Source organism: Methylosinus sp. is20ea, from assembly GCF_059718135.1.
Map to the genome: position 1 here is coordinate 513,154 of NZ_AP046088.1, position 21,951 is coordinate 535,104.

Consider the following 21,951-nt stretch of genomic DNA (forward strand, 5'->3'; position numbering starts at 1 on the left):
GCTTCTGCGTAACGCCGATCGCCCACGAAACGAATTGAGTTCAGCAAGCCATTTCCTGGTTTGTCGCGGTCCTCCATTGGGCCGGCTCTCACTCGGGAGATCGAGATGAAATTGACCATCGTTTCCGGCGGCTCGCTCGCCGCTGCGGCTGTCGCGCTCGCCCTCGCCGGCGCGGCGTCGCCGGCTTCGGCGAAAAAGGCGCACAGGACTGTGCAGTGTTTCGGCGTGAACTCCTGCCGCGGCCACTCGGAATGCAAGACGGCGGACAACAGCTGCAAAGGGCAGAATTCCTGCAAGGGCCATGGCTGGCTGCCGGCCAAGTCCAAAGCGGCTTGCGAAGCGCAGGGCGGCACTCTGGGCTGAATCGGCGCTCGGCAAATGGATGGGCGAGATCTTCGCCCATCCGCTTCTCGATGCGCGGCGGTCTCTGACCGAGAAACGCCCATCAGCTTCGGAGGTCGTTGAAATACCGATCGGAGGAATGTCGGGCTTCGGTCTCGGATTGAGGCCGGTCTATTATGGCGAAATCCTCGAAACCAGACCGAAGATCGACTGGTTCGAAGTCATCACCGAAAATTTTATGATTCCCGGCGGCCGGCCACTCGCCACATTGGAGCGTATCCGGCGCGACTATCCGATCGCGATGCATGGCGTTTCGATGTCGATCGCCTCCACTGCTCCGCTCGATCTCGACTATCTGCATGCGTTGAAGGGACTCGCCGATCGATTCGAGCCATGGTCGATTTCGGACTATCTCTGCTGGACGGGCGTTCATGGAGTCAATCTCCATGACCTTCTGCCCTTTCCCTTCACGCAAGAGGCGCTGACGCATGTGATCGAGAGAATTGGGCGCGTGCAGGAGATTGTGAAGCGGCGGCTCGTCATCGAGAACATATCGAGCTATGTGAGCTCGCCTTCGTCAGAAATGGAAGAATGGACCTTTCTGTCGGAACTGGCGCGGCGAAGCGGCTGCGGGCTTCTTCTCGACGTCAATAATGTCTATGTGTCCGCTTGCAACCATGGATTCGAGGCGGAGATCTATATCGATGCGCTGCCAATCGAGCTGATCATTCAGCTGCACCTCGCAGGTCACAGCGATAATGGCGTCATGAAAATCGATACGCATGACTCGCCGATCTGCGACGAGGTTTGGACACTCTATGCTCGAGCGAAGCGCCGCTTCATGAGCGCGTCGACCTTGATCGAGCGCGACGATAATTTTCCGGCGTTGTCCGAGCTCGTGAGCGAGCTCGATCGAGCGCGGAGGATCGAACGCGAAATCCTGGTCTTGGAGCAGGCGTCATGACATTGGCCGACTTTCAGAGCGCGTTTCAGAACCGCATCCTTGCAGGAATGGACGGCGCGCAGTCACAGAAGGAATCGATGGGAATTGGCGTCTATGTGGACGCCTATCGTCTGCGGCTGGCGTCGGCTGTCGCCTCGGACTATTCGGCGCTGCGCGACTCGATGGGAGAGAGCGAATTCGAAGCGCTCGTCCTCGCTTATGTCGAGTCGACGCGATCGACGACGCCGAATCTGCGCTCGTATTCGCGAGCAATCCCCGAATTCATGATGGAAAGCGCGCGTTGGCGCCATCTCACCCGAGAATCCTCGCTCGCCTGTCTCGAGCGCGCGCTCGACGACGCGTTCGACGCCGCCGACGCGGCAATCGGCTCGGCGGACGCGCTGTCCGCGCTCGGACCGCAAGACATGTTTCGTCTGCGCTTCGAGTTCCAACCGAGCCTTCGTCTGCTGACGCTCGAGAGCGGAACCTGCGGCCGCTATGAAGCTTTGTCGGGCGGCGACGAGCCCGCCCGGTGCGGGGAAGACCATGAATCTGTCTTGATCTGGCGAAGGAGCGGAGACTGCTTCTATCGACTGCTCGAAGAGGACGAGAGCTTCGCGCTGACATTGGCGCGCGAGGGAAAGTCCTTTGGCGACCTCTGCGAATTGCTCGCCCTTCGTGAGAATGGAGAGGGCGTCGACCGGCGGTCTGCGGTGTACTCGTCGCGATGGCTCGCGGACGAGTTGGTCTCTGCGATTTCTCTCACGGATTGAAATGCCTCCCGCTATCGGGACCCGGCAGCAGAGGCCGGGTCCCCGCGGTCTTAAAATTTTGCGACGACCGGTGTCTGCGCGAACAGGTCGAAATGGTAGTTGAGGCCGGCGCGCACCGTGTGGAACCGGTTTCGCTGAGCGTCCGCCCACCAGCCGCCTGCTTCATCCGAAAGGTCGGTGTAGAGATATTCGATTTTCGCCGAGAGATCCGGACGGAACGCCCATTCGACTCCGCCGCCCGCGGTCCATCCGGTTCGTACTCCATCGCCTCCGAAGCTCGGTTGCGCGCGGCCATAGGCGAATCCGCCCGTTCCATAGAAGAGCGCGGGAACGGCGAAAGGCGTGACGCCGATCCGGCCGCGAACCGTGCCGAACCATTCGATGCGCCGACGCCTCGAGAATGGACCGCCGCTCCGCTCCGAAATGTCGGTTCCCTGGAAGTCGGTCTCCAATCCGAGTACGAACAAGGGCGTCGCTTGCACATTATAGCCGAGCTGTCCGCCGCCGAGCACGCCGTCGAAGCCTGAGCGGTCGGCGAATCCATATCCGACGTTCTCGCCGGCATAGGGTCCGGTCCAAAGAAAAGCCAAAGCAGGGGCCGCAAAGTCCGGCGAGGCCTTTCGGGAAGGCAGATCGGCTGCATTTGCAATGGTCGACGACAGCAGCATGCTGATGCTGACCGTAAATTTGTGTTTCATTCGGTGGCTCCACGACGAGTTGGCGCAGATGCTGGCGTTCAGCGTCCCGAGGATTGTTCGTCGAATGCGCGGCAATCGTTACACGAGCTTCTCGCCGCACGGTCATCGGACTGTGAGTTCGAAAAAAGATCTTCGAGCGGGAATAAATGGGCGACGGAAAGGGTCTTTCCGATATCCGGTGGTTCGGCCGGATACGAGGGAGATAGAGATGATCAATGATCTTCATTCACCAGAACGCCGCCGTGCGCTGAAATGCATGGCCTGGGGAGGCTCGGGCGTGTTGTGGACTCTCGTCGGCGGCGTGCCGGCGTCGAAGCTCGTCGGCGCGGCGCATGGAGAGACGACAAAGGGCTTTTCCTTCGTTCAGATTTCCGACACGCATATCGGCTTCGACAAGGCGGCCAACAACGACGTCACCGGGACATTGAACGAGACGCTCACAAAAATTGGCGGACTGTCCGAGCGTCGGGCTTTTTTGCTTCATACCGGCGACATTACGCATCTTTCGAAGCCGAAGGAGTTCGACGATGCGGATCAGCTGATCGGCGCGTCGCGCCTCGCCGTGCATCGCGTTCCCGGAGAACATGACGTCCTCGATGAGAGAACGGGCGAAGCCTATCTCGCGCGCTATGGGAAAGGGACACGAGGGGATGGCTGGTATTCCTTCGACGCCGGCGGCGCGCATTTCATCGGCCTCGTGAATGTCCTGCGTCTCGAAGGCGCGGGGCTCGGCCGTCTCGGAACGGAACAGCTCGTTTGGCTCGCGGCGGATCTCGCTGCGAGAAGCGCGTCGACGCCGATCGTCATATTCGCTCACATGCCGCTCTGGTCGATCGCGAGCGAATGGGGTTGGGGCACGCAGGATAGCGCGCAAGCGCTTCAATTGCTGACGCGCTTCGGCTCGGTGACGATACTCAACGGCCACATCCATCAGATCGCTCAGAAGGTCGAAGGCAATCTCGTCTTCCACACGGCGCGCTCGACGGCCTTTCCGCAACCTGAGCCGGGAACGGCCAAGGCGCCGGGTCCAAAGATCGTGCCCGCGGAACAGCTGCGCTCCTTTTTGGGCTTGACCAGCGTGACCATTCGCGGCGGCGCACATAGGCTGGCCATCGCCGACACAACGCTGGCTCGATGAGGAGGACAACATGTCGAAACCTGCTTTTGCGATAGCCTCTGCTCTCGCATTCGTCGGCGTTCTCATCGCCTCGATCTCTCATGCCGGGAACGAGCGGACGATCGATATCGGCGACTTCGTCTTTGCGCCTTCGGAAATTCGCGTGGAGACCGGTACGCGAATCGTCTTCGTCAATCACGACGATACGCCGCATAATGTCGTCGACCGGAATGGCGCCTTCCGTTCGAAGGCGCTCGACACCGGCGAGAGCTTCTCGATCGTCTTCGACAAGCCGGGTGAAATCACCTGTTTTTGTGGCCTTCATCCGCAGATGACGGGCAAGGTCATCGTGACTCCTCGAAGTGATCGACAAGGATAGTTCGTGACGAGCGACGACGCGCGACATCGCTTCACGCGAGCGATCATGCCTCATCTCGACGACGCCTATTCGCTGGCGCGCTGGTTGACCGGCAATGCGACGGACGCCGAGGATGTCGTGCAGGACGCCTGCCTGCGCGCGCTCGCCGCGCTGGAGCGCGCCGAGGTGGCGCATCCTCGCGCCTGGCTGCTGGCGATCACGCGCAATGTCGCCTTCACTAGGCTCGCCAAGAATCAGCCCCGCGACCTCGTGCTGGCCGGGGGGGGGGGGGCCGAAGACGCCGAGACACATGACGGCGCCTCTCCCCACTACGATGAGCCGTCTCCGGAGGCTGCGCTGATCGAGGCCGTGGATCGGCGTAGCGTCGAGGCGGCGATCGCCGCCTTGCCGATCCCGTTTCGGGAGGCTCTGGTTATGCGCGAAGTCAACGGTTTGTCCTACCGTGAGATTGCCGACGCCACGGGAGCGCCGACAGGGCTGTTCAACGCTCTGTGCTTCGGGCTGAACGAGGGCACGATTTTTCGCTTTTAAGTTTCAGAAGTGTCTGAATCTATGGGGAGCAACCCGAATCGGAGGTTGCCCCATGACGACGATCGATCTTGCATCCTGCCTTGCCGCCATCCCCGATCGGCGGCGCGCCGAAGGAAAGATTTACAACCAAGTCGGCGTCATCCTGTTCTCGATCCTCGCCATGCTGAGTGGCGCTCGGTCGTATCGGCAAATTCACGCTCTGATCCGCGCCAGGCTTTCCTTGCTCAACGCGGCGTTTCCGGACGCGGCGCTGCGTCGGGCGCCGGCCTACACCTCTGTGCGCGGCATCCTGCGGCAGCTCGATCCGGACGAGCTCGAGAAGGCGTTCCGTCGTCATGCGGAAAGCCTCGACAGCTCCTGCGCGGGCGCGCCGTCCCGCTTCATCGCCATCGACGGAAAGACCCTGCGGCAGAGCTTCGACGCTTTCGCCGATCGCAAAGCGGCGCATGTGCTCAGTGCCTTCGCCGTCGATCATCAGATCATTCTCGCGCATGAAGTCATCGACGAGAAATCGAACGAGATCCCCGCCGCGCAGGCGCTGATCGCCGCCATGGGCTTGAAAGAGCGCGTCTTCACGCTCGACGCCATGCACTGCCAAAAAAACCTTCGAGATCGCCAAAGCGACCGGCAATGATCTCATCGTGCAAGTCAAAGGCAATCAGCCGAGCCTGCTGCAACACTGCGAACACGTCGCTGACGTGCCCCCGAAGTTTCATCCAGCGGCGAGTTGAGTCCCGGCGGTAGATACGCCCGCGGGCGTAGGGTGAGCAACAGGCGATCGGCGGAGCTGGTCCGGGTTGCGCAGCCGATCGCCTGTTGCGGTGAGCGCGGCCGCATAGTCCGCCGGCGTCGCATAGCCGAGGGAAGAGTGCGGGCGCCGGTGGTTATAATCGTGAATCCAAGAGCGGATCTTCTCTCTCGCGTGGTCGAGCCCGAAGAACAGCGTCTCGTTGAGCAGCTCGTCCCGCATGCGGCCGTTGAAGCTCTCACAGAAGCCGTTCTGCATCGGCTGCCCGGCATGATGAAATGCCACTCCACCTTGTTCTCCTCCGACCAGGACAGGACGGCGTTCGAGGTGAACTCCGTCCCATTGTCGGAAACGATCATGCCGGGCTTGCCGCGCCTTTCGATCAGCGCGGACAGCTCGCGCGCCACCCGCTTGCCGGAGATCGACGTGTCCGGGATCGCCGCCAGGCATTCACGCGTTACGTCGTCGACGATGTTCAGGATGCGGAATCGTCGGCCGCTGGCGAGCTGGTCGTGCACGAAGTCGAGAGACCATCGGGCATTCGGCTTCGCCTCGACGAGAATCGGCGCCCGTGTTCCCATGGCGCGGCGGCGCGCGCGGCGCTTCCTTACCGTCAGCCCTTCCTCGCGGTAGAGCCGATAGATGCGGTTCTTGCCCGAGCGCTCGCCCTGCTGCCGGAGCAAGATGAACAGCCGCCGATAGCCGAAGCGCCGCCGCGCATTGGCGAGATCGCGCAGTTCGGCTCGAAGCTCGGCGTCGGCCGGGCGTGTCGACGTGTAGCGCGCCGTCTTGCGATCGATCGCGACGATCCGGCAGGCCCGACGTTCCGACAGGCCCATGACGGCCTGAAGGTGCGCGACGGCTTCGCGCTCGAGGCGGGCCCTACCATTTTTTTGCCAGGAGCTCGCGAAGCGCCGCCGCGTCGAGCATCTGATCGGCCAAGAGTTTCTTCAGACGGGCATTTTCCTCCTCCAGCGCCTTCAGCCGCTTGGCCTCGGAAACGTCCATCCCGCCGAATTTGGCCTTCCAATTGTAGAGCGTCGTCTCCGAAACCGCGTATTTGCGAGCGAGGTCCGCCGCCTTCGCGCCGGCTTCCTGCTCCCGCAAAATCCCGATGATCTGCTCTTCCGTGAACCGTTTCTTCTTCATCGTGTCCGTCCTGCAATCGGTCGGACTCTAATCGATGCTGGTGGGATTTTTCAGGGGCACGTCATCGCCGGTCTGCGTCGTCGCTTCAGCCATGATTGCTCCTCCCTACATTCACGCTTTTGACGTGATAAAAAAATTCGCTGCGTTGTCGTCCAAATAAACCGGCGTAGAATCGGAGCGCTACGAAGCGCGCGCGACCAAACCCCGGATGCGTCACTCATTCCGCGTCGAATTAGCCGTGATAAACGCACCCCAAAAGCATTTCGATCACTCTTTAACTCTTTGGTTGTTGCGCTTCGCCAACGACCAGCCGCGTCGCCGCGCCGGTAAACAGCGCCGTCAAAATGTCGACGGGCGCGCCCCATGTCGGATTGTTCAACCAAAGCGCCCATACACCGCCGAGACCGATGAAGCCGAGCGCGATCGCATTGGTCAAGAACTGCCAGCGTGCACGCCAGGCTCGCAGTGCGCCGAGAGACATGTTGGGAGGCGGCGTCAGAGGAAAAGCATCGAGCCCACCGAGCGGCAACGAAGGCAACCCCGATGGAAACGGCGTCAAGGCGCCGGGCTGCGGCAACTCGAGCGCCCCTTCAACTTTGGAGAGCGCTTCGACCGCCGCTGCGGCGGCGAGTATCCTGTCGAGATCAGCGGCGCCGACAGGTACACGCAGCTGCATCGTGATCTTGTCGAGTTCCACCGGCGGCACCGTTGGCTTCTTGGCCCGTTCTTCGAGCTGCGCCACGATCGTTCGACGATAAGAAACTGCGACCTCGTCGGCGGCGTCCTGCAGATTCTTGTAGAGCACTTCTAGCTTGCGTCGCTGCTCGGCGGCAGGCTCGGCGGCGCGCGGTGCGGAGTCGAGTCGTGCCCGCAGCGCCTCGAACGCCGTCTGCATGGCGGCCGTTTCCGCGAGGATTGGCATTCTCGTCAGCCGTTGCGCACAAAAATCCCCGAGCTTTTGCGCCCGATCGACTAGATCGAGGAGCGGCGGCACGTTCGTTGTCTCATCGGCGAGCTTGTCGAGCAACACGCCGACCGACGCCGCGTCGAACGTCTTCACGGCGAAACCAGCGCGGATTTGCTCGATGATTTCCGGACGGAGATCGCCGTTGAAGAGAGCGACGGTTTCGGTTTTGCGCAAGAGCGCGACGAAGCCGCGCAGAGCGCCCACTCTGACCTCCGCGTCGGCGAGATCGTCGGCGACATTGGCGCCAGCGCGCGCGCGCGTCTCGATTGCGACAAACAGGCGGCCAAGGTCGTCGAAAGACTTCACGGCCACTGCCGGCGCAGTGTCCCTGCCGAGCGCGGCAAGCTGTTCGCGCAAACCCGTCAAGCCGATCAGATGATCAACGACGAGTCTTCCGCGTGCCCGCCATTCGGACACGACGTGGCCAGCGATAGCGCCGAGCAGAAAACACAGGAAAGCGATGATCCAGGACGCACGCACGCTGATCTCAAGCGTGCGTTGCGATACGCCGCCGCCTAGACCCGCCGCGAGCAGCGTGAGAGTATATTTACCGGGCGGCAATCCCGCAGGAAGAGTCAGCGTGTAATCCGTCGCGGCGAGTGGCGGCAAGCGAGTCGTCGTCGTTTCGCCAGGTTGGCCGATCGTCGCCGCCTGCGCCTCGGCGACGCCCGCGCCACCCTCTGCGTGCCGGAACGCCGTGATGGCGGGCGGGGCAAACTCCACAGTCTTACTGTTGGCGTTACGTAGCGGCGCAAGCGTCTTTCTCGCTTCCGACCAAAACGCGAAAAGCGGGCGGTCGAGTTGTAGGGGCTGCAGCGGCAAAATCAGATCCGCGTCGATCGGCACGGTTTCGCGCGTCACCGTCACCTGCAAATTGGTAAGCCGCGTGACCGCGCCGGTCTCGTCGATCGTTTCCCGTCCGATCTGGATTTCGTAGCCGCCGCTTCGCGGAAGCGTGGCCGTCAAAAGGACGCGCGCGCCGCTCCGCGCCGGGATCATGAGATCGAGCGCCTCTGCCGTCGCGCCGGCGCCGCGCGACTTCAGCCCTGCGGAAATCGGACGGCCGTCCGCCTGGCGAGCGGCGGAGATGATCCAGAGCCGCAATTTCATGCCCTTCGCGGCAGCTTTCTCCAACGGAATTTCCGCCTCAAACGCGCCATCGTCCGCCGTGAAGCTTCGCGCTTCGGCCGGGAGGACCACGGCCGGCGCCGGCGGATTTGCCACGGTCGGCGCCGGAGCCGCACGTGACGGCGCGGAACAACTTGCCGTTAGCGCGACAGCCAGGCAGATCCCTTCGATGGGGCGATGCGACCGGATCGGTTTCCCGAGCGGCTTCGTTACGATCGCGAGGGGCTCATTTCTGGGATTCTGCAACATGGCGTCGACCCAAATCGATTGTCGAATGGATGGTGAAAAGTTCGTCTCAGCCCAGCAGGCGAAGCGCGCGAAACGCCTCAGCGCGTTCGAGAACGTCGCGCGAGTAATCGCCGCCCGTCGTAACCGAGTCGACATCGGCGCTGGCCTCGATCGCCTTTCTGACATTGCCAGCGCCAGCGTTGTAGGCAGCGATCGCGGCAGCGCGCAGCGCGTCGATGCCGAGCCTATTCCCGAAAGCGCGCGAAAGGGCGAGTTCGCTCTGCGCCAGCACTGAGGCCCCGTAATTGATGCTGGCCTCAGGGTCGCGCCAGTTTCCCGAGCGCGCGAATTCATGCGCGTCCCAGTCGATCTGCATGAGGCCGCGCCCGAATCCCAATCCGTCCGGCGGCAATGCGTCGGGACGCAATGGCGGACGCGGCCGTCGCGGCTTCCAGTCGCCTGTTCCAGCGGGACTTTGCGGCCGCAGTACCCGGCTCGTGCCCCAATTCGACTCGCGCGAACCAATCCTTACGAGGATGTAAGGATCGTCGCACTTGTAGCGATCCGCGGCGGCTAGGATCCAGTCGCGGCAATAGCGGATATACGCGACCTCGCGCGGCGATGGTTCGACTCCAGCGCCTTCGAGGGCAGATTCCAGCGCGCCATGCGCGTCCAGATTTGGATCAGTGGCATTTTCATCCCAAGGAAGAGCGAGCGGACGAAGAAAGGCGACGATGTCGGTGCGCCTGTTGATCGGCCGCACACGCACTTCCGCTCCCTCCGCACGCGCCTTTGCGACGGTCGTCGTTTCAGGCCCGCCGCCGCCCGCCTCGATCATGTGAACTGTATCAAGGCAGATAGCGATATGCCCAATGCGCTTGGGCCGTCCGTAAAAGACCAGAACGCCGCAGTGCGCCTGCGACTGCACTACCGCGCGGCCAACCCCGGACCGCGAAAACCATTCGAAGAGACCTGCGGCGGTCTGATCGCCGGGCGGATCGGCACCGAGAAAGGCGAGTATGCGTTGCGCAAATCCGGAACAGTCGTAGGCGTCCGGGCCATCGGCGCCCCAAATGTAGGGCAATCCCAAATATTGCTCGGCATAACCCCACATGTCCTGAGGCGTCATTGGCGTCCCTCCCCGCTTTAAATCAAAATTCGTTGTTATTCCTGGCCTTCCTGGCGATAGCGCTGCTCAGGTTCCGACTGAACCGCCGCCCGCCTCCGTTCACCGCCCCAGTCCGACGTGGCGCCAGCGCAGAGCGCGGCGTCCCACGCCAGAAAGGCCTGGGCCACGCGAACGACCATTTTGCGCGCCTCGGTCTGCGTGTCGATTTGGCTCAGTAGTCGGCACATCGTCGGCAAGCGGCGCGCTCGGTCGGCAAATGGAACGAGAATCGTCCATGCTCCGAACAAATCGCGCTCCATACGCGCGACGAACTCCTCGCCGAACTCGCGCGTTCTGAACTCCATGCCCAAGAGAACTTCGCGCGCGATCTCGACGAGTTGGGTTCGGCTCGACGGTTCGGCTTTCAGCAATCGCCTAATCACTGCTTTCAATGGCCGATGAAACTCGGTCGTCTCCCCGCGCAACAAGATGATCGTTTCTGCCGGATCCGCCCTTGGGCCGATTTTGACGCGTTCAGCCCGTAGTTCGCTCAGCCGCTTGTTGAAGCCGACAATGTCGTCGACCCGATCGAACAGCTGGGAGAGGAGTAGTGACAGTTTTGGCGCGCCAGCGTCCGCTTGCAATAGTTGGGCGAAAAGCACTGGCCAATCGGGCTGCGCTATGAATAGCGCCTCGACATTGGGACGAAAAGTTCCTGCGAAGCCAAACAATAAGCAATGCGTGAGATAGGCGCGCACCTGCGATTCAATGGCTCCCGTCGCCTCGAGCCAAGCCGGCGGTGTCAGCGGGCCGCGCTCAGGCGAGAAGGCTTCTGCAACCGCGAGGATCGAGGGAAAAAGCAGCACAGGCCCATGAACGCTGATCCCGTCGACGGCGTTTTGCAAGAGGCGCCGATGCGGCTCGGTAAGAGGCCCGGGTCTGGCGAGCAACGCAAGCCGCGTTAGCCAGTAGAGGCGTGAGCGGATGTTCTTGCGCGACGCGCGGTCACCCTTAGCGAATTCTGGTGCTAGCGCGTCGATCGCCGACGCCAAGTCAACGTCATCAGTATCCCATTGCGCGTCGTCGGCGAGGGCCTGAATGACGAAGGTCGGAGGCAGGCCCTTCTCCCGCGTCGGGCGGCTCCGATAAAGCGCTAATGCATCCGCCGCGCGCGCACGTTGGACAAGGCGGCCGCCTTCTCCGTTGGACTTGCCGTCGCCCTCGAGTCGAAGCCGCCATTTCGCGTCACTCTCGATACCCTCGACGCCCTCCGGGCTCGACTCCCGATTAAAAAGGCGCGCGCGCGCCGCTTCGGACAAATCTTCCAGCGCCGCACCCAGCGCCGAGGCCGCCAGCTTCTTTCTACCGCGACGCGGCAGCTTTTCTCCGCTCATTTCAGCGTAGTAGACGGCAAGCGTGCGGTCGACCTCATTCGACTTGCTGTTGTGATAAGCGAGCCCGGCGCGACGAATCTTATCGATAAGTATGGTCTGTTGGGCGTTCGCCTGCATCATCAACAGGATCAGCCGGCGCACTTCCGGATGGTAGGAGAGCCGGTTGGTTGACAGATCCCTTCTAGTCAGCCAGCCCGCCGCCGCAAGGCCAGAATAAACAGCCTCCGCGGAAACTTGACAGGGCACATCCGCGACGGCGGGCATCACCACCACATCGAGAATGTCCCGTGTGACGAAAGGTGGTACGCAGGCAGCGAGCACATAGGGCCTTGCAACGACCGACGTAAGATGCCTAACGACGCGTTCGGTCAGATACCGCTCGGCGACGGCGCCATCCACTTTTCCTCGCGAAACCGCCTCGGCAAAACCGGCGCGCTCTTCTTTGTTCTCCCAGACTCCTGCGGCGATACGAAGAACGAGCGGCGATCGAGGAAGGACCTGCGCAGCCGTCGCGGTTATCTTCGGATCGTCGATGCCGAGCGCCTGTAGCATCTCGACTGCGTCTTTTTCGTCGAGTTCCGCCAGTTCGATTGCCGGCGAGACGTCCCAAAGATAAGATAGCGACGTCGCCAACGTCTGAGGGCCAACCTCAGCGGCGGGTGTGCGTCCGGCGAGAATGACGCGCAGATCGGCCACCCCCATCGACCCGCCAACGGTTTCAAACCAATCGCGAACGACGAGGGCGTCCTCGGGTCTGCGCGCGAAGATTAACTCCGCTGTGTCGATCAGCAACACGAGCGGCCGACCGGGCGAGCAGACGCGACGCAACGCATCGAAAACGACTGAGTGAAGAACGCTTTGAGTTTCCGTCGCGACGGATTCTAGGCTCTCGTAAGAAGGCGCGACCGCCTGTGGCAGAGACTGTCGGGCCGCGATCTTAGCGGCCCGTCCGCGACGCGCACTGATGCGCTCACCGTGACTGACGATGGCGTCCTCTGCGGCGCGCGCCAGCATGCGAGACCTTTCGCGAAGCGCCTTCGCCTCTTCCGGCGACGCGACGAGACTGATCTGACGGAACAGCGTCGTCACCAGTGCGACCGGATCGGCGGGATCGAAGCCCGGCTGATCGCAATCGATATGCGCAAGCAGCGGCGGCGCAGGCATGGCGCAGAAGCGTTTTTCCAACTGAGCGAAGAGAGTCGATTTCCCGGCACCTCCGACTCCCCAAACATAGATGTAACGGCCAACGAAGGGAAAACGCGCAGGCACTGGCGCTGTTGCAAAGTCGACGAGCTGATTGAGTTCAACTTCGCGCCCGTAAAAGGGCGCCGAAGTCATGCGAGCAATGTCAACGTCTCGGTAACGCCTTGCAAGAAGCGCAGCAACGCGTTCGCGCAGATGTTGCGGATCTCCATGGTCCTCGAAGGCGGGCGCCCAAGCCAGCGACGCCAGCAGCGCCGACAGACTGTCCTCGTCCAGGCGATCGATGGTGTCGGCCGATGGATCACGACGCGCGTTAAGCGCCTTGAACGTCGAGTCGTCGTTATCATTTGGCAGGGGCTGCAGCGCCGTTTCAATATCCGTTGCCGACGCCGCCTCGAGCGCCCTTCGTCGCACCGCGTCGCGCAGGCGCCATCTGCCGGGATGGACGATGTTGGTCTCGACATCAGGCGAGAGCACCTTCAGCGTCTCCTCCCTCACCTGGGGCATGAGTCTGCGCGGATCAGTCCATCCGCGGACGGCCATGGCAAGGCGTAGCCGCTCGACCGTCGCCTCGGCCAGCGGTGTTTCCGCCGAAGAGCCAGCCTCCCCCTCGAGTCGGCTTTCGGCGATGCTCTCCAAAATGTTGAGGTAGAAAATCATGCGGCCGACCTATCCGTTTCGGCGGCGACGAGCATGCCGATGACAAGAAGTGCGGCTTCAGCCGTCGCGATGTTCGGCGCGGCTGCATGCAGCATCGACTGGCTGTCGAAAGCCCGAGCCGCTTGCGCAACTTCCTCAGCGCTGAACGCTGCGCCGTCGAGCCGACCGTTCGCCTGAAGAAAATCGGAGATGTCGCGCCGCCCGAGATGATCGAGGGGCGTCATGCCGATGATCCCGCCCCTAGTATCGGGATCTGCCTCTAGAGCGTCGTCTAGCCTCACTAGGCTGTCGCGCGACAGGCCGCAAATGAGAAGGCGCGACCAAGGGGCTTTCGCTAGGGCCAGCATGAAATGCAACCAACCCTCGCCGTCATCGACGAAGGCGTCAGCGTTTTCGCCCGCGTCAATGGCCACGAAGAGCGGATGCGCCTGCCGATCAGACGCGCGGTCCCGCTGGCCCCATCGAGCGAGCGCTACGACCAGATCCTCAACCGTGTCGTACCGAACCTGGCCGACGCGCGTGCGCGTTCCGTCTTCGGCAGGTAGCAACACCGCCAGAGCCTTGGCCATATCCAGCAGCCTTTCGTCCGGCGACATGCCCTCCAATCTAAGCAGATCGCGCTCGGGGCTCTCGAGAACAGCCTCGAGGAGGTTGATGGAGAAACTCTTGCCGCAGCCCCGTGGGCCGAGAACCGCCATGATCCTGTCCGCCGACGACCCACCTGAAACGATCGCTTTCTCGAACCATTTGTTGAGATTGCGCCGCGCGGGGTCTTTAGCGCCCAGAATCGGGTGGCGTATAAACGGAACCGTCCCTGCGTCGGGACGTGCGCCGACGATCCTTTCGAAGGCGAGGCTCCAGGCCGACCCAAGGGCCTCACCGCAAAGCTGCTGTCCGCGTCGTCCCAATTGCTGCACTAGCGATGCCTTCGGTATGAAAAGCCTCGGCGCGGCCTGCGCTGCCGCCGAGGTGGTCTGCCTCGCGATCTCTTTCTTGATTGCCCAAAGAAGAATAGCGCGGTTGGCCTGTCCACCGCCGACGCCCGCTCGTGGGATGGAGCCTTCATGCAGGCCGATAGGAAGTGCGCCCTCGCCGGAGCAACAGCTGCCGCTCATGCCAGGCACGGCGTTCATGGAATGGATGACGCGGAAGCCTGCCGGGATGACTTCCTTGAGCGAGTCCGCGTCCATTGCCGGAGCGCTGCCGCCACAATAGCCGATTACGAAAGAAAGCGGGCCCGTCGCCGGGCTCTCAACGCCGTCAATTTTCACGGGCTTCGCGCCGGCAATGGCCCTATCGAGTCTCAGCAGGGCGAAATCGAGATGCTTCTGCGGTTCGTATGGAGGGTCATAGGTCGGAATCAGTTTGTGCTCACCGTTGAGATAAGGTGGCGAATAGGCGAGCAGGTTTTCTTTTTTTTTAGCAGACGCGATCTGCTCGCCGCCATCGGTTTCAGGAAAAACGAACTGAAGGCTTTCGAGCAATTCGTATTTGTTGTAGCCGCCGGCCGCGCTCTCCTTTAGCGCGACATGGGCGCAAGTCAGAGCCACATCCGGTTCGACGAGGAAGGCTGTCCCGAGGTCTTGGCCGTTCTGCCTTACGCGTGCTGTTGCCTTGAATATCTCGGAGAGCTTACTCAGAATCCGCGGATTTGCGAGACCTCTCGCCGAGTTGATGACTGCGTGCGGCGTTCCGCCGCCGATGCGCTCGACGAGCGCATCAGCTTCTGCCTTGTCGCGGTTATAATCGTCGACCTCAGCATTGGCGACCGCGACACACAATTCTCCTAGACGACGTGATTTCCGCACAGCGACACAGAGCGCCAGTATCGAGGCGAAAGGCTCGCCACGCGGATTGGAGGGATGATTGAGCAAGGCCATTTCGACAGTCGGCATCTCTGCGAAATGACCCTGCAACGTCCTGTAAATCGGCCGAAAGATCGACAGGTCAAGTCGCGTCCACTCGGCGAGAATGCGTGTGTCGTCCGACAAGGCGGCCGGCATTCCGGTATTGATCGTCGAGGAGTCACTCATGAGAACAGGCCGTCGAATCCCAACAAAGCATCTTTCAGCGCGGGGCCCGAAAGCGCAAAATTGGTGTCGCTGTCATAGCCCGTGAAATGGAGTCCAAAACCGGGCGTATCGGCGTCTTTGAACGCGATGAGCAACGATCCGGAAGCGCCCTTCAGCGTCGTGGCGTCGTGACCGAAGGTGTTTTTGAGGGTATCCCTGTAGTCAGTGCCGAGCGCACGGGAGAAGACGCCTGGTGCCAGACGCTTGACACCGAAACGCCCGCCGAACAACTGCGCCGCAACAAAGCCCCAGTCGATCCCGTCCGCAACGCCGGCGCTTTGGGCCGGCGGTCCTGGGAAGCCGATCGTCGCCAGCGTCGGTTTTTCCCCCGTTGCATATTCGTCCGCTGCCGACAGTTTGACGTGTGTATAAGGCGCAGCCGGCCCGCCGGTGGGCAGCTCCTTGCCGTCGAGCGGGTCGCCGAGCTTCAGCAATACGGCGTCGACGAAGCCAAAACCCTCGCCGGCGCGCGTTGGGTACACTGCCTCGACAATCTTGAAGCGATTGGATTCGGCTCTTCCAGTTTCTCCGAGAAAATCGATTTCGAGTCCGCTCTCGATGATGGTCTTGCCCTGCTTGTCAATGGCGAGGACGGGATAGCGCCGGCGCGCCATCGCGAGCACGTGGAAGTTGGTCAACACCCAAGGGCCCTTCGCGTCGACCAGCGTTCCCGTCCCGCAGAAACGATTGGCGTGCCCACCGCTCGGCTGGATTCGGCCAACCAGCGAGGCCACGGCTTTCAGCCCGTCGCGCCCACCGATGAGGTCATTGCGCCACCCGCCGATCAGCGGGTTTGCTTCGTCGATCCAGTCCTGTCTGATCATAAAACTCGGCCGCGACCCATCGGCCTTGATCACTGCCTCCATCGCCGCAACGTCGTCGTGGGACAGGACAGAAGCTGGATCAATCACTTTGCGTAGGCCGACCGCGCCATGCACGCGGACGATGTCGAGTGCCTTCTCGAAATCTGCGCGGTCGGCGATTTCACACGCTGGCATGTCCTTGAAAAGCCGCTCGACTACGTTTTCGAGTTCGCCGACACTCGGCAGATCCTCGCCCGTAGACTCTAACGCCGCCCGCTCGGCCTGCGCGCCGGACGACAATGCCTTGCCCATGCTGAGCGCACGCTTCACCGCATCGATACGCGAAACGAGGGACGCGACTTGCTCCGCCTTTGGACGTGGAATTGTCGGCGCGGCAAGAAAAGGCTCAGTGCTGAGGCTGGCTATCGGAGGCTTGCCGAGCACTGCGCGAGCAGGCGCCGTAAGGACCGCTTCCAGGCCGTTCGAAAGTGTGACAGGCGCCGTCGGGTCGAGCCTGCGCGCCAGCAGGGCTGCGGCAAGTTCGCCCCCATGCGTCAGCAGGGACTCGTCTGACATCCGCGGGTCGGCCCCGATCGCCTCTGCCAGGAAAACGCGCATATCCTCCGCCGAATTACGGGGAGTTCCTTCGACCGGAGCCTCGACGCCGCGGCCAAGATCGAGAGGCGCATCAATCAGAGCACGGGCGTCGATTACGCCACCACCCATATTGACGCCATCCCAGTCCGTCGGTCGCCTGGCGCTGGCCCGAGCGATGCGGCGGAACATGGTCTGAAGCGTCTCCCCTCGGGCGTTGGCCTCTCTGATCAGAATGTCGCGGCCGTGATGCGCGATCCAACAGGCCGCCACACCGGCGGAGAGAGCGACGGCGAAACTCGTGCCCTGGCCCTGGCCAACGCCGCCCGGCGTCTCGATCGTCGCACGATAAACATTCTGCGCTGGCGCGGCGAATGCGACTTCGGGTCCCGACGAGGACCCGGGCCATTTCCGATCATGCGCATCGATGCCCCCGACCGCAATGCATGACTCGAGTCGCGCGGGGGACACGACGAGGCCGACGCAATTACCCGCAGCAGCCATAACGATCACATGGCGTGCTACAGCACGTTCGATCGCTTCACGCAGGGGCGAAAATGGCAAAGGCGGACCGCCGAGCGACATAGTAATCACATGCGCACCGTGCTCGACGGCCTTGTCGACCGCCGCGGCGATTGGAAGCTCCTCATGCAGCCAGACACTGCGAATGGCACGGATCGGCAGGTGTTGCGCTTTCGGTGCGCTGCCGAGAACCTGATCGCCCGCCTCGGTCTCCGGACTGACGACGACACTCGCCGTGCCGGTCCCATGTCCAGGATTGAGCGCAAAACCAGATTGCAGCGGATCGGTGGCGTCATTCGCCGGGCCGTCGCCCAAAGTGTTGAAAGCATCGACGACGGCGACGCCCTCGAGTTGTGGATGCTTGGTTATCCCTGTGTCCGGCTGGGCGATGATAATCCCGTCGCCGCGCGCCGGCCGGCCGAGCGCTTCGGAACGCGCCCAGGCGGCGAAAAGATTCATGCGTTCAAGCGCCCAGCGCGGCGCGAGGCCCGGCTCCGCTGGACTCCAGCACCCCGGTGGAAAGTTATCGAGGCCTTCGAGATTTTCCTGACCAGGCTCGCGCGGCGTCTGATCGGGTGCGGCGACCCGCGGCAAATCGGGTTCGACGAAACGCGCTCCCGTCGCCCTGGCTAAAGCGCGCCCGAGTTCATGCGCTTCGTCGGGTCGCTGATAGGCCCGCGCAAGCGAGAAGGCCCGCTGGGCGAATTCGAGCACGCCGTTTCCCTCCGGCAACGGAGTGAGGGTGAACGGCTCGTCAAGCAAGTGCCGCTTCAGCGCCTCACGCGCCGCGTCGAGACCGCCTTCGTCGGGAACGACGAGAAAGCGCGCAGGCGGGGTCTTAGAACGCTCCCCGTCCGAGCGACCTTCCAGGGTGATCTCAATTTGGGCACCAAGCGCAGGGGAATTTGTAGCAATCATGTCGCAATTCCATGCCAAATCAAGGTGTTAAGGACGTGTTGACGAATGAGATGATCGAGGCTTGCTGGCTTCCAAGAAATTGGACGTAAGAATTGCCCAATTCACCCCCTTTGGCAACCGTTGAGACCAAGTCCTGGCCACGAGCGGAACTGAAGCACAGAAGGGTGAGAAATTCTCTAGCAGACCGTGATCAGCTTCACGTTGCGGCTCTGGCACGAACGCGCGGCACATCGTTCACGACATTTTGCTATCAATCTGTGACCATCACCAACATGGTTGCCGCCTCAGACTCGCCGCGCCAAGGATCTCCGCGCATCAGCTTCAGTTTCGCCCGTCCGACGTCGCGCGCGAGGAAAGCCACGGCGTCCGGACTGCCCATGGCGTCCAGAACTCTTCCGTCCGGCGCGAGAGCGGCAGCGGCGAAAACGCCGAGTTGCTCCATGAAGGCGCTTCCCTCGACGACACAGCCGCCGGTCGCACGTACGATCAGCAGGTCTCCCTTTCTTAGAGCAATGGCAGCAGGCATGGGCTGAAGCGCCGAGACGTCAATCAGACGGGCCATTGGCATGGCTACCGACACAGTGATTGTCGAGGGAGCTCAATCGAAGAACGATTCGTCTGGATGCACATCTTCTTCCGGACTCCAATCTCCGCTCAGGGAGAGAGCGTGAGCGTCGTGGACGTCTTTTTCGTCTCCGCGCCCGCTCGGCAGGGATTCGGTCGCCGCGCGGGCACGCGGATAGATTCGCGCGCAGAAGGAGGCGTCAGTCGCATTGATATCGATACCGCCGCGAATTGGCCCCCCGTCCCGCGTGATCGATCCCGGAAGCTGGTAGCACATGATCGAATCTTGATCTGCCGGCGTACCCATGATGGAATTCTCATCGAGCGATGTCAGCACCTGCCGGTTCACCATGCTGCGATCCCAGCCCTGCGTCCGCAAGAAATAGTCGTAGGCTTTCTGCGGATCGATCGCCGAGACGAGCTCCTTGCGCATATGTTCATGCGGAAAGCCCATCGTATGGCCGGTCTCGTGACGGATGACGCGTCGGTACTCGCTCTCCGGCGTTTGCATCGTGAATCCTTGCAGGTTCATCGTCTGCCTATCTTGCGGAATGTGCATGATGTCGGTCCCCAGATAGGACCAATATCCGCCACCTCCGCGCGACACGCGCACATGGCCGACACCGCGCGTCTCCACGAAGGAGATGCAGCCGTATTGGGTCCAAGCATTCATATGGTCGATGATACGCTTGCGCAGATCTGGCTCCGTCGGCTCCATAAAACTAACGGTCAAGCGCCGCGGCTGCGGCCCCCAGTATTTCGCGGTCAGAAGCGTCAAATGTTCGGGTTGGATGACGTCGACTGCCGATCCCAACGAGGCCATGGCGGCCATGTTCAAACCGTTCACCGGATTGATCCGCATTGCCGTCTTCGCCGCCTCGAGCCGAACCCGCTCCGGAAGCATCTTGGGCGTGCAGCCCAAATCCACGGGCGAATCGCTCTTGTCACGATTATGATCGGCGCAATGATCGCCTCCGGGCCGGTTTCGACCGAAATGGTCCGATGCATTGTCCGCGATACGTGCGATCTCGACGAGCGCTCGGAGCATGTCCTTCTCTTTGTTTCCCATCTCTATTCCCTCTATTGCGTCAGCCGATTTCAGAGCCGCGCCGGTCCGAACGCTGGTGCATCTCGCGCAAAGATGCGCGTCGCAGGCGGCGCCTGCCGCCTTGCAACGTCCAATTCTCCTTCTCGTCCGCCCGCTCACGATGCGCTCTCGCACGCACGTTGTCGGTAAGGCGTTTTCGAATCACGTAGCGGACGTGGCCATCGGGTCCTATGATCGCCGTCGCGCCACCGAGAAATTCGATCGGCGCTTGTCCTGGCGCCGACAACCAACGGCGCTGCACAATTTCCGCAACGATATCGAAGACGACGGATTGGTCAGGTCCGACGCGTCGAAGCGACCGAACAGAGCACACTTCGGCAGGGTCGACCCGATCGCCGCGCAGATCGGGATCGCCCGGGATGGCGCAACCGAACTCTGACGCGATGTCCGGCCTCATGACATAGGCGCCGAGAGCCTCTGCTTGGCGGCGGAGCTCGACGGCGTCTGCGGCGCGGCCAGGGTCGCCGGCGAATCTCAGATTGCCGAAGTGAAGCTCGAGGATTGGCGCGAGGCTTTTTTGCGGCGGTCGCCAGAGCAGCGCGTCCTCCGAAAGGCCGGGCACATCGTCGGGATAGACACCACGCCGGGCGAAGGCGTCGATCAATGCTTCGCGATAGGCCAAAGGATCGTCGGGTACAAGATCGAAATCCGCCGTGATCATGGCGCGCAGAAACTCGCCGAAGCGCAGATCGACGGGCGGGCAATAGTCTATGGCCCGAACACAAATCGAGAAGAACTGGCGCGCCGATCGGCTCGCTTCCTGCGCCATCAGATTGCAGAATTCTGGATCCTCGCCGACGCTCGCGGAACGCTTCGACAAGCGCCGATACGCTGCGGTCCTGCGCCGGAAAACAGTCTCGAATGCTTCGAACACCGCGGAGACGAGGACCGAACCGAGAGCATGCGGTTCGTCACCTGCCTCTGCATACGATTTGGGAAGTACATTTTCGTTGCCCGTCCGGAAGCCCTCCGCGTTAATCGCGCTTCGTAGCGGCCCGTTCTGACCCGTTGTTTGTCCGAACTGCGCAGCGATAGAGAGAAGCAACGAATCACGCAGCGCATCGCCCCCGGATCGTTCGATCGCGGCGAGCACGACATCCGGATAGGAGAAGCGCGCGAATATGGCGACCAGATCGGCAAAGCCCTCGTGAAAAGCGGCAACGTCCGAATGCGCAGGCAAGAGAAAATGTCGCCGCAGCCCATCGAGCAGGGCATGCGTCGTTTCGTGAACGATGATGTCATGGGAGAGGCATGTGTAGATGCGGCCGAAAGGAAGATTTCGGCCGGTCACTGAAGCAGTGGCGTCATAGTAGCCGAAACATAATTCGCCGGCGCCCGGTTGATAATAGGCGTTCGCTTCTTTGAAGGCGTGCGGGCGGATACGGAGCGTGGCGCAGGATTCGCCTGTCCGTGCGTGAAAACCCCAGGACGGATCGCGGCCGAGCGCTTCACGAAACATGTTCCAGGTCGAAGCACAAACGGCATAGACCATTTGCTGGTGGAAGAGCATGTCCGTTATCGACGGATCTCGTCCATTGCCGATTAGAGCCTTCGGGTCATCGAGGTCGAGCTGGTCGCTGCTCGCATCCTCGAGGTCCTCTTTCACTTCGAGGATGACACTGCGTGGCCCCGGCGAGAGCCTTTCGTATGGCAATTTGATGGTGGCGATCGCTCCGTCCAGCCGGCTTGCGGAGGGGTCGAGAGCGAAGATTCGCAGCGGACGATAAGGCGGATCTCCTAATTGACGCCGATAGGGCGCAGCCTTCGCGGAATCGAGAAAAATCGGATCGACGATAAAATAAGCTCCGGTCGCGGTCGTGCCGACAACGTCTTGCGTCGTCGCTCCCGGGGAACGAGGTGCGGTGTGTTCGCTTCGCGCTCGAAATTCGGCCTTCAATTCCGTGCCCCTTTTCCTTTCAATGTCCCTCGCCGTGACTTTGGAATTCGCGACATCGAGCATCTCCTTTCTTGCCTCGGTCTCAGTGGGGTAACAGCATTGCCG

Annotated in this window: 16 protein-coding genes and 1 pseudogene; 7 read left to right on the forward strand and 10 right to left on the reverse strand. The window is 61.9% G+C overall.

Going from position 1 to position 21,951, the window contains the following annotated elements:
• Positions 1–105 precede the first annotated feature (105 nt).
• From bufA2 to AC6IY7_RS02375, 3 genes are all read left to right on the forward strand, one after another.
• Positions 106–363, forward strand: a complete 258-nt coding sequence (gene bufA2 / locus AC6IY7_RS02365) for a BufA2 family periplasmic bufferin-type metallophore (RefSeq protein ID WP_497781412.1) — start codon at positions 106–108, stop codon at positions 361–363.
• A 118-nt stretch (positions 364–481) separates the two neighbouring features.
• Positions 482–1,306 (forward strand): MNIO family bufferin maturase, encoded by an 825-nt coding sequence (gene bufB / locus AC6IY7_RS02370; RefSeq protein WP_497781413.1) that lies wholly within the window; start codon positions 482–484, stop codon positions 1,304–1,306.
• Positions 1,303–2,058: an HvfC/BufC N-terminal domain-containing protein gene (locus tag AC6IY7_RS02375; protein WP_497781414.1), complete on the forward strand. Its 756-nt coding sequence runs from the start codon at positions 1,303–1,305 to the stop codon at positions 2,056–2,058. Before bufB ends, AC6IY7_RS02375 begins: the two co-directional genes overlap by 4 nt.
• Positions 2,059–2,108: 50 nt before the next feature.
• Here AC6IY7_RS02375 and AC6IY7_RS02380 read toward each other — a convergent pair whose 3' ends face one another.
• Complete coding sequence (locus AC6IY7_RS02380) at positions 2,109–2,756, reverse strand: outer membrane protein (protein ID WP_497781415.1); 648 nt, start codon at positions 2,754–2,756, stop codon at positions 2,109–2,111.
• Between the two features lie 208 nt (positions 2,757–2,964).
• Here AC6IY7_RS02380 and AC6IY7_RS02385 point away from each other — a divergent pair, with 208 nt between their 5' ends.
• From AC6IY7_RS02385 to AC6IY7_RS02400, 4 genes are read left to right on the forward strand one after another with little or no spacing between them, the layout of a single operon-like run.
• The gene (locus AC6IY7_RS02385) at positions 2,965–3,894 is read left to right on the forward strand and encodes a metallophosphoesterase family protein (RefSeq protein WP_497781416.1); all 930 of its coding nucleotides are present in this window, start codon (positions 2,965–2,967) and stop codon (positions 3,892–3,894) included.
• A gap of 10 nt (positions 3,895–3,904) precedes the next feature.
• Positions 3,905–4,252: a cupredoxin domain-containing protein gene (locus AC6IY7_RS02390; RefSeq protein ID WP_497781417.1), complete on the forward strand. Its 348-nt coding sequence runs from the start codon at positions 3,905–3,907 to the stop codon at positions 4,250–4,252.
• Between the two features lie 45 nt (positions 4,253–4,297).
• Complete coding sequence (locus tag AC6IY7_RS02395; protein ID WP_497781418.1) at positions 4,298–4,783, forward strand: sigma-70 family RNA polymerase sigma factor; 486 nt, start codon at positions 4,298–4,300, stop codon at positions 4,781–4,783.
• Positions 4,784–4,835: 52 nt separating this feature from the next.
• Complete coding sequence (locus AC6IY7_RS02400) at positions 4,836–5,417, forward strand: ISAs1 family transposase (RefSeq protein ID WP_497781419.1); 582 nt, start codon at positions 4,836–4,838, stop codon at positions 5,415–5,417.
• A 78-nt stretch (positions 5,418–5,495) separates the two neighbouring features.
• On the opposite strand, the pseudogene AC6IY7_RS02405 reads toward AC6IY7_RS02400, so the two are convergent.
• From AC6IY7_RS02405 to AC6IY7_RS02445, 9 genes and pseudogenes are all read right to left on the reverse strand, one after another.
• Positions 5,496–6,680: pseudogene (locus tag AC6IY7_RS02405) on the reverse strand (IS3 family transposase).
• A 274-nt stretch (positions 6,681–6,954) separates the two neighbouring features.
• Entirely contained in the window at positions 6,955–9,024 is a 2,070-nt protein-coding gene (locus AC6IY7_RS02410; protein ID WP_497781420.1) for a hypothetical protein, read from the reverse strand.
• A gap of 46 nt (positions 9,025–9,070) precedes the next feature.
• The gene (locus tag AC6IY7_RS02415) at positions 9,071–10,132 is read right to left on the reverse strand and encodes an NlpC/P60 family protein (RefSeq protein WP_497781421.1); all 1,062 of its coding nucleotides are present in this window, start codon (positions 10,130–10,132) and stop codon (positions 9,071–9,073) included.
• 35 nt (positions 10,133–10,167) lie between these two features.
• On the reverse strand, positions 10,168–13,368 hold the full coding sequence (locus tag AC6IY7_RS02420; RefSeq protein WP_497781422.1) for an AAA family ATPase: 3,201 nt from the start codon (positions 13,366–13,368) through the stop codon (positions 10,168–10,170).
• Positions 13,365–15,401, reverse strand: a complete 2,037-nt coding sequence (locus AC6IY7_RS02425) for a trypsin-like peptidase domain-containing protein (RefSeq protein ID WP_497781423.1) — start codon at positions 15,399–15,401, stop codon at positions 13,365–13,367. Before AC6IY7_RS02425 ends, AC6IY7_RS02420 begins: the two co-directional genes overlap by 4 nt.
• On the reverse strand, positions 15,398–18,277 hold the full coding sequence (locus AC6IY7_RS02430; RefSeq protein ID WP_497781424.1) for a S8 family peptidase: 2,880 nt from the start codon (positions 18,275–18,277) through the stop codon (positions 15,398–15,400). The genes AC6IY7_RS02425 and AC6IY7_RS02430 overlap by 4 nt, the downstream gene beginning before the upstream one ends.
• Before the next feature lie 250 nt (positions 18,278–18,527).
• Positions 18,528–18,839: a hypothetical protein gene (locus tag AC6IY7_RS02435; protein WP_497781425.1), complete on the reverse strand. Its 312-nt coding sequence runs from the start codon at positions 18,837–18,839 to the stop codon at positions 18,528–18,530.
• 36 nt (positions 18,840–18,875) lie between these two features.
• Positions 18,876–19,910 carry a M12 family metallopeptidase gene (locus tag AC6IY7_RS02440; protein WP_497781426.1) on the reverse strand — a complete coding sequence of 345 codons (1,035 nt, stop codon included), beginning with the start codon at positions 19,908–19,910 and terminating at the stop codon, positions 18,876–18,878.
• Positions 19,911–19,929: 19 nt separating this feature from the next.
• Positions 19,930–21,909, reverse strand: coding sequence for a hypothetical protein (locus AC6IY7_RS02445; RefSeq protein WP_497781427.1), 1,980 nt, complete (start codon positions 21,907–21,909; stop codon positions 19,930–19,932).
• Positions 21,910–21,951 lie beyond the last annotated feature (42 nt).

Coding starts and splice junctions, on each gene's coding strand:
- AC6IY7_RS02445 (WP_497781427.1), bottom strand. CDS start 21,909: ATGCTCGATGTCGCGAATTCCAAAGTCACGGCGAGGGACATTGAAAGG.
- AC6IY7_RS02380 (WP_497781415.1), bottom strand. CDS start 2,756: ATGAAACACAAATTTACGGTCAGCATCAGCATGCTGCTGTCGTCGACC.
- AC6IY7_RS02415 (WP_497781421.1), bottom strand. CDS start 10,132: ATGACGCCTCAGGACATGTGGGGTTATGCCGAGCAATATTTGGGATTG.
- AC6IY7_RS02395 (WP_497781418.1), top strand. CDS start 4,298: ATGCCTCATCTCGACGACGCCTATTCGCTGGCGCGCTGGTTGACCGGC.
- AC6IY7_RS02390 (WP_497781417.1), top strand. CDS start 3,905: ATGTCGAAACCTGCTTTTGCGATAGCCTCTGCTCTCGCATTCGTCGGC.
- AC6IY7_RS02430 (WP_497781424.1), bottom strand. CDS start 18,277: ATGATTGCTACAAATTCCCCTGCGCTTGGTGCCCAAATTGAGATCACC.
- AC6IY7_RS02420 (WP_497781422.1), bottom strand. CDS start 13,368: ATGATTTTCTACCTCAACATTTTGGAGAGCATCGCCGAAAGCCGACTC.
- bufA2 (WP_497781412.1), top strand. CDS start 106: ATGAAATTGACCATCGTTTCCGGCGGCTCGCTCGCCGCTGCGGCTGTC.
- AC6IY7_RS02375 (WP_497781414.1), top strand. CDS start 1,303: ATGACATTGGCCGACTTTCAGAGCGCGTTTCAGAACCGCATCCTTGCA.
- bufB (WP_497781413.1), top strand. CDS start 482: ATGTCGGGCTTCGGTCTCGGATTGAGGCCGGTCTATTATGGCGAAATC.
- AC6IY7_RS02440 (WP_497781426.1), bottom strand. CDS start 19,910: ATGGGAAACAAAGAGAAGGACATGCTCCGAGCGCTCGTCGAGATCGCA.
- AC6IY7_RS02425 (WP_497781423.1), bottom strand. CDS start 15,401: ATGAGTGACTCCTCGACGATCAATACCGGAATGCCGGCCGCCTTGTCG.
- AC6IY7_RS02400 (WP_497781419.1), top strand. CDS start 4,836: ATGACGACGATCGATCTTGCATCCTGCCTTGCCGCCATCCCCGATCGG.
- AC6IY7_RS02385 (WP_497781416.1), top strand. CDS start 2,965: ATGATCAATGATCTTCATTCACCAGAACGCCGCCGTGCGCTGAAATGC.
- AC6IY7_RS02410 (WP_497781420.1), bottom strand. CDS start 9,024: ATGTTGCAGAATCCCAGAAATGAGCCCCTCGCGATCGTAACGAAGCCG.
- AC6IY7_RS02435 (WP_497781425.1), bottom strand. CDS start 18,839: ATGGCCCGTCTGATTGACGTCTCGGCGCTTCAGCCCATGCCTGCTGCC.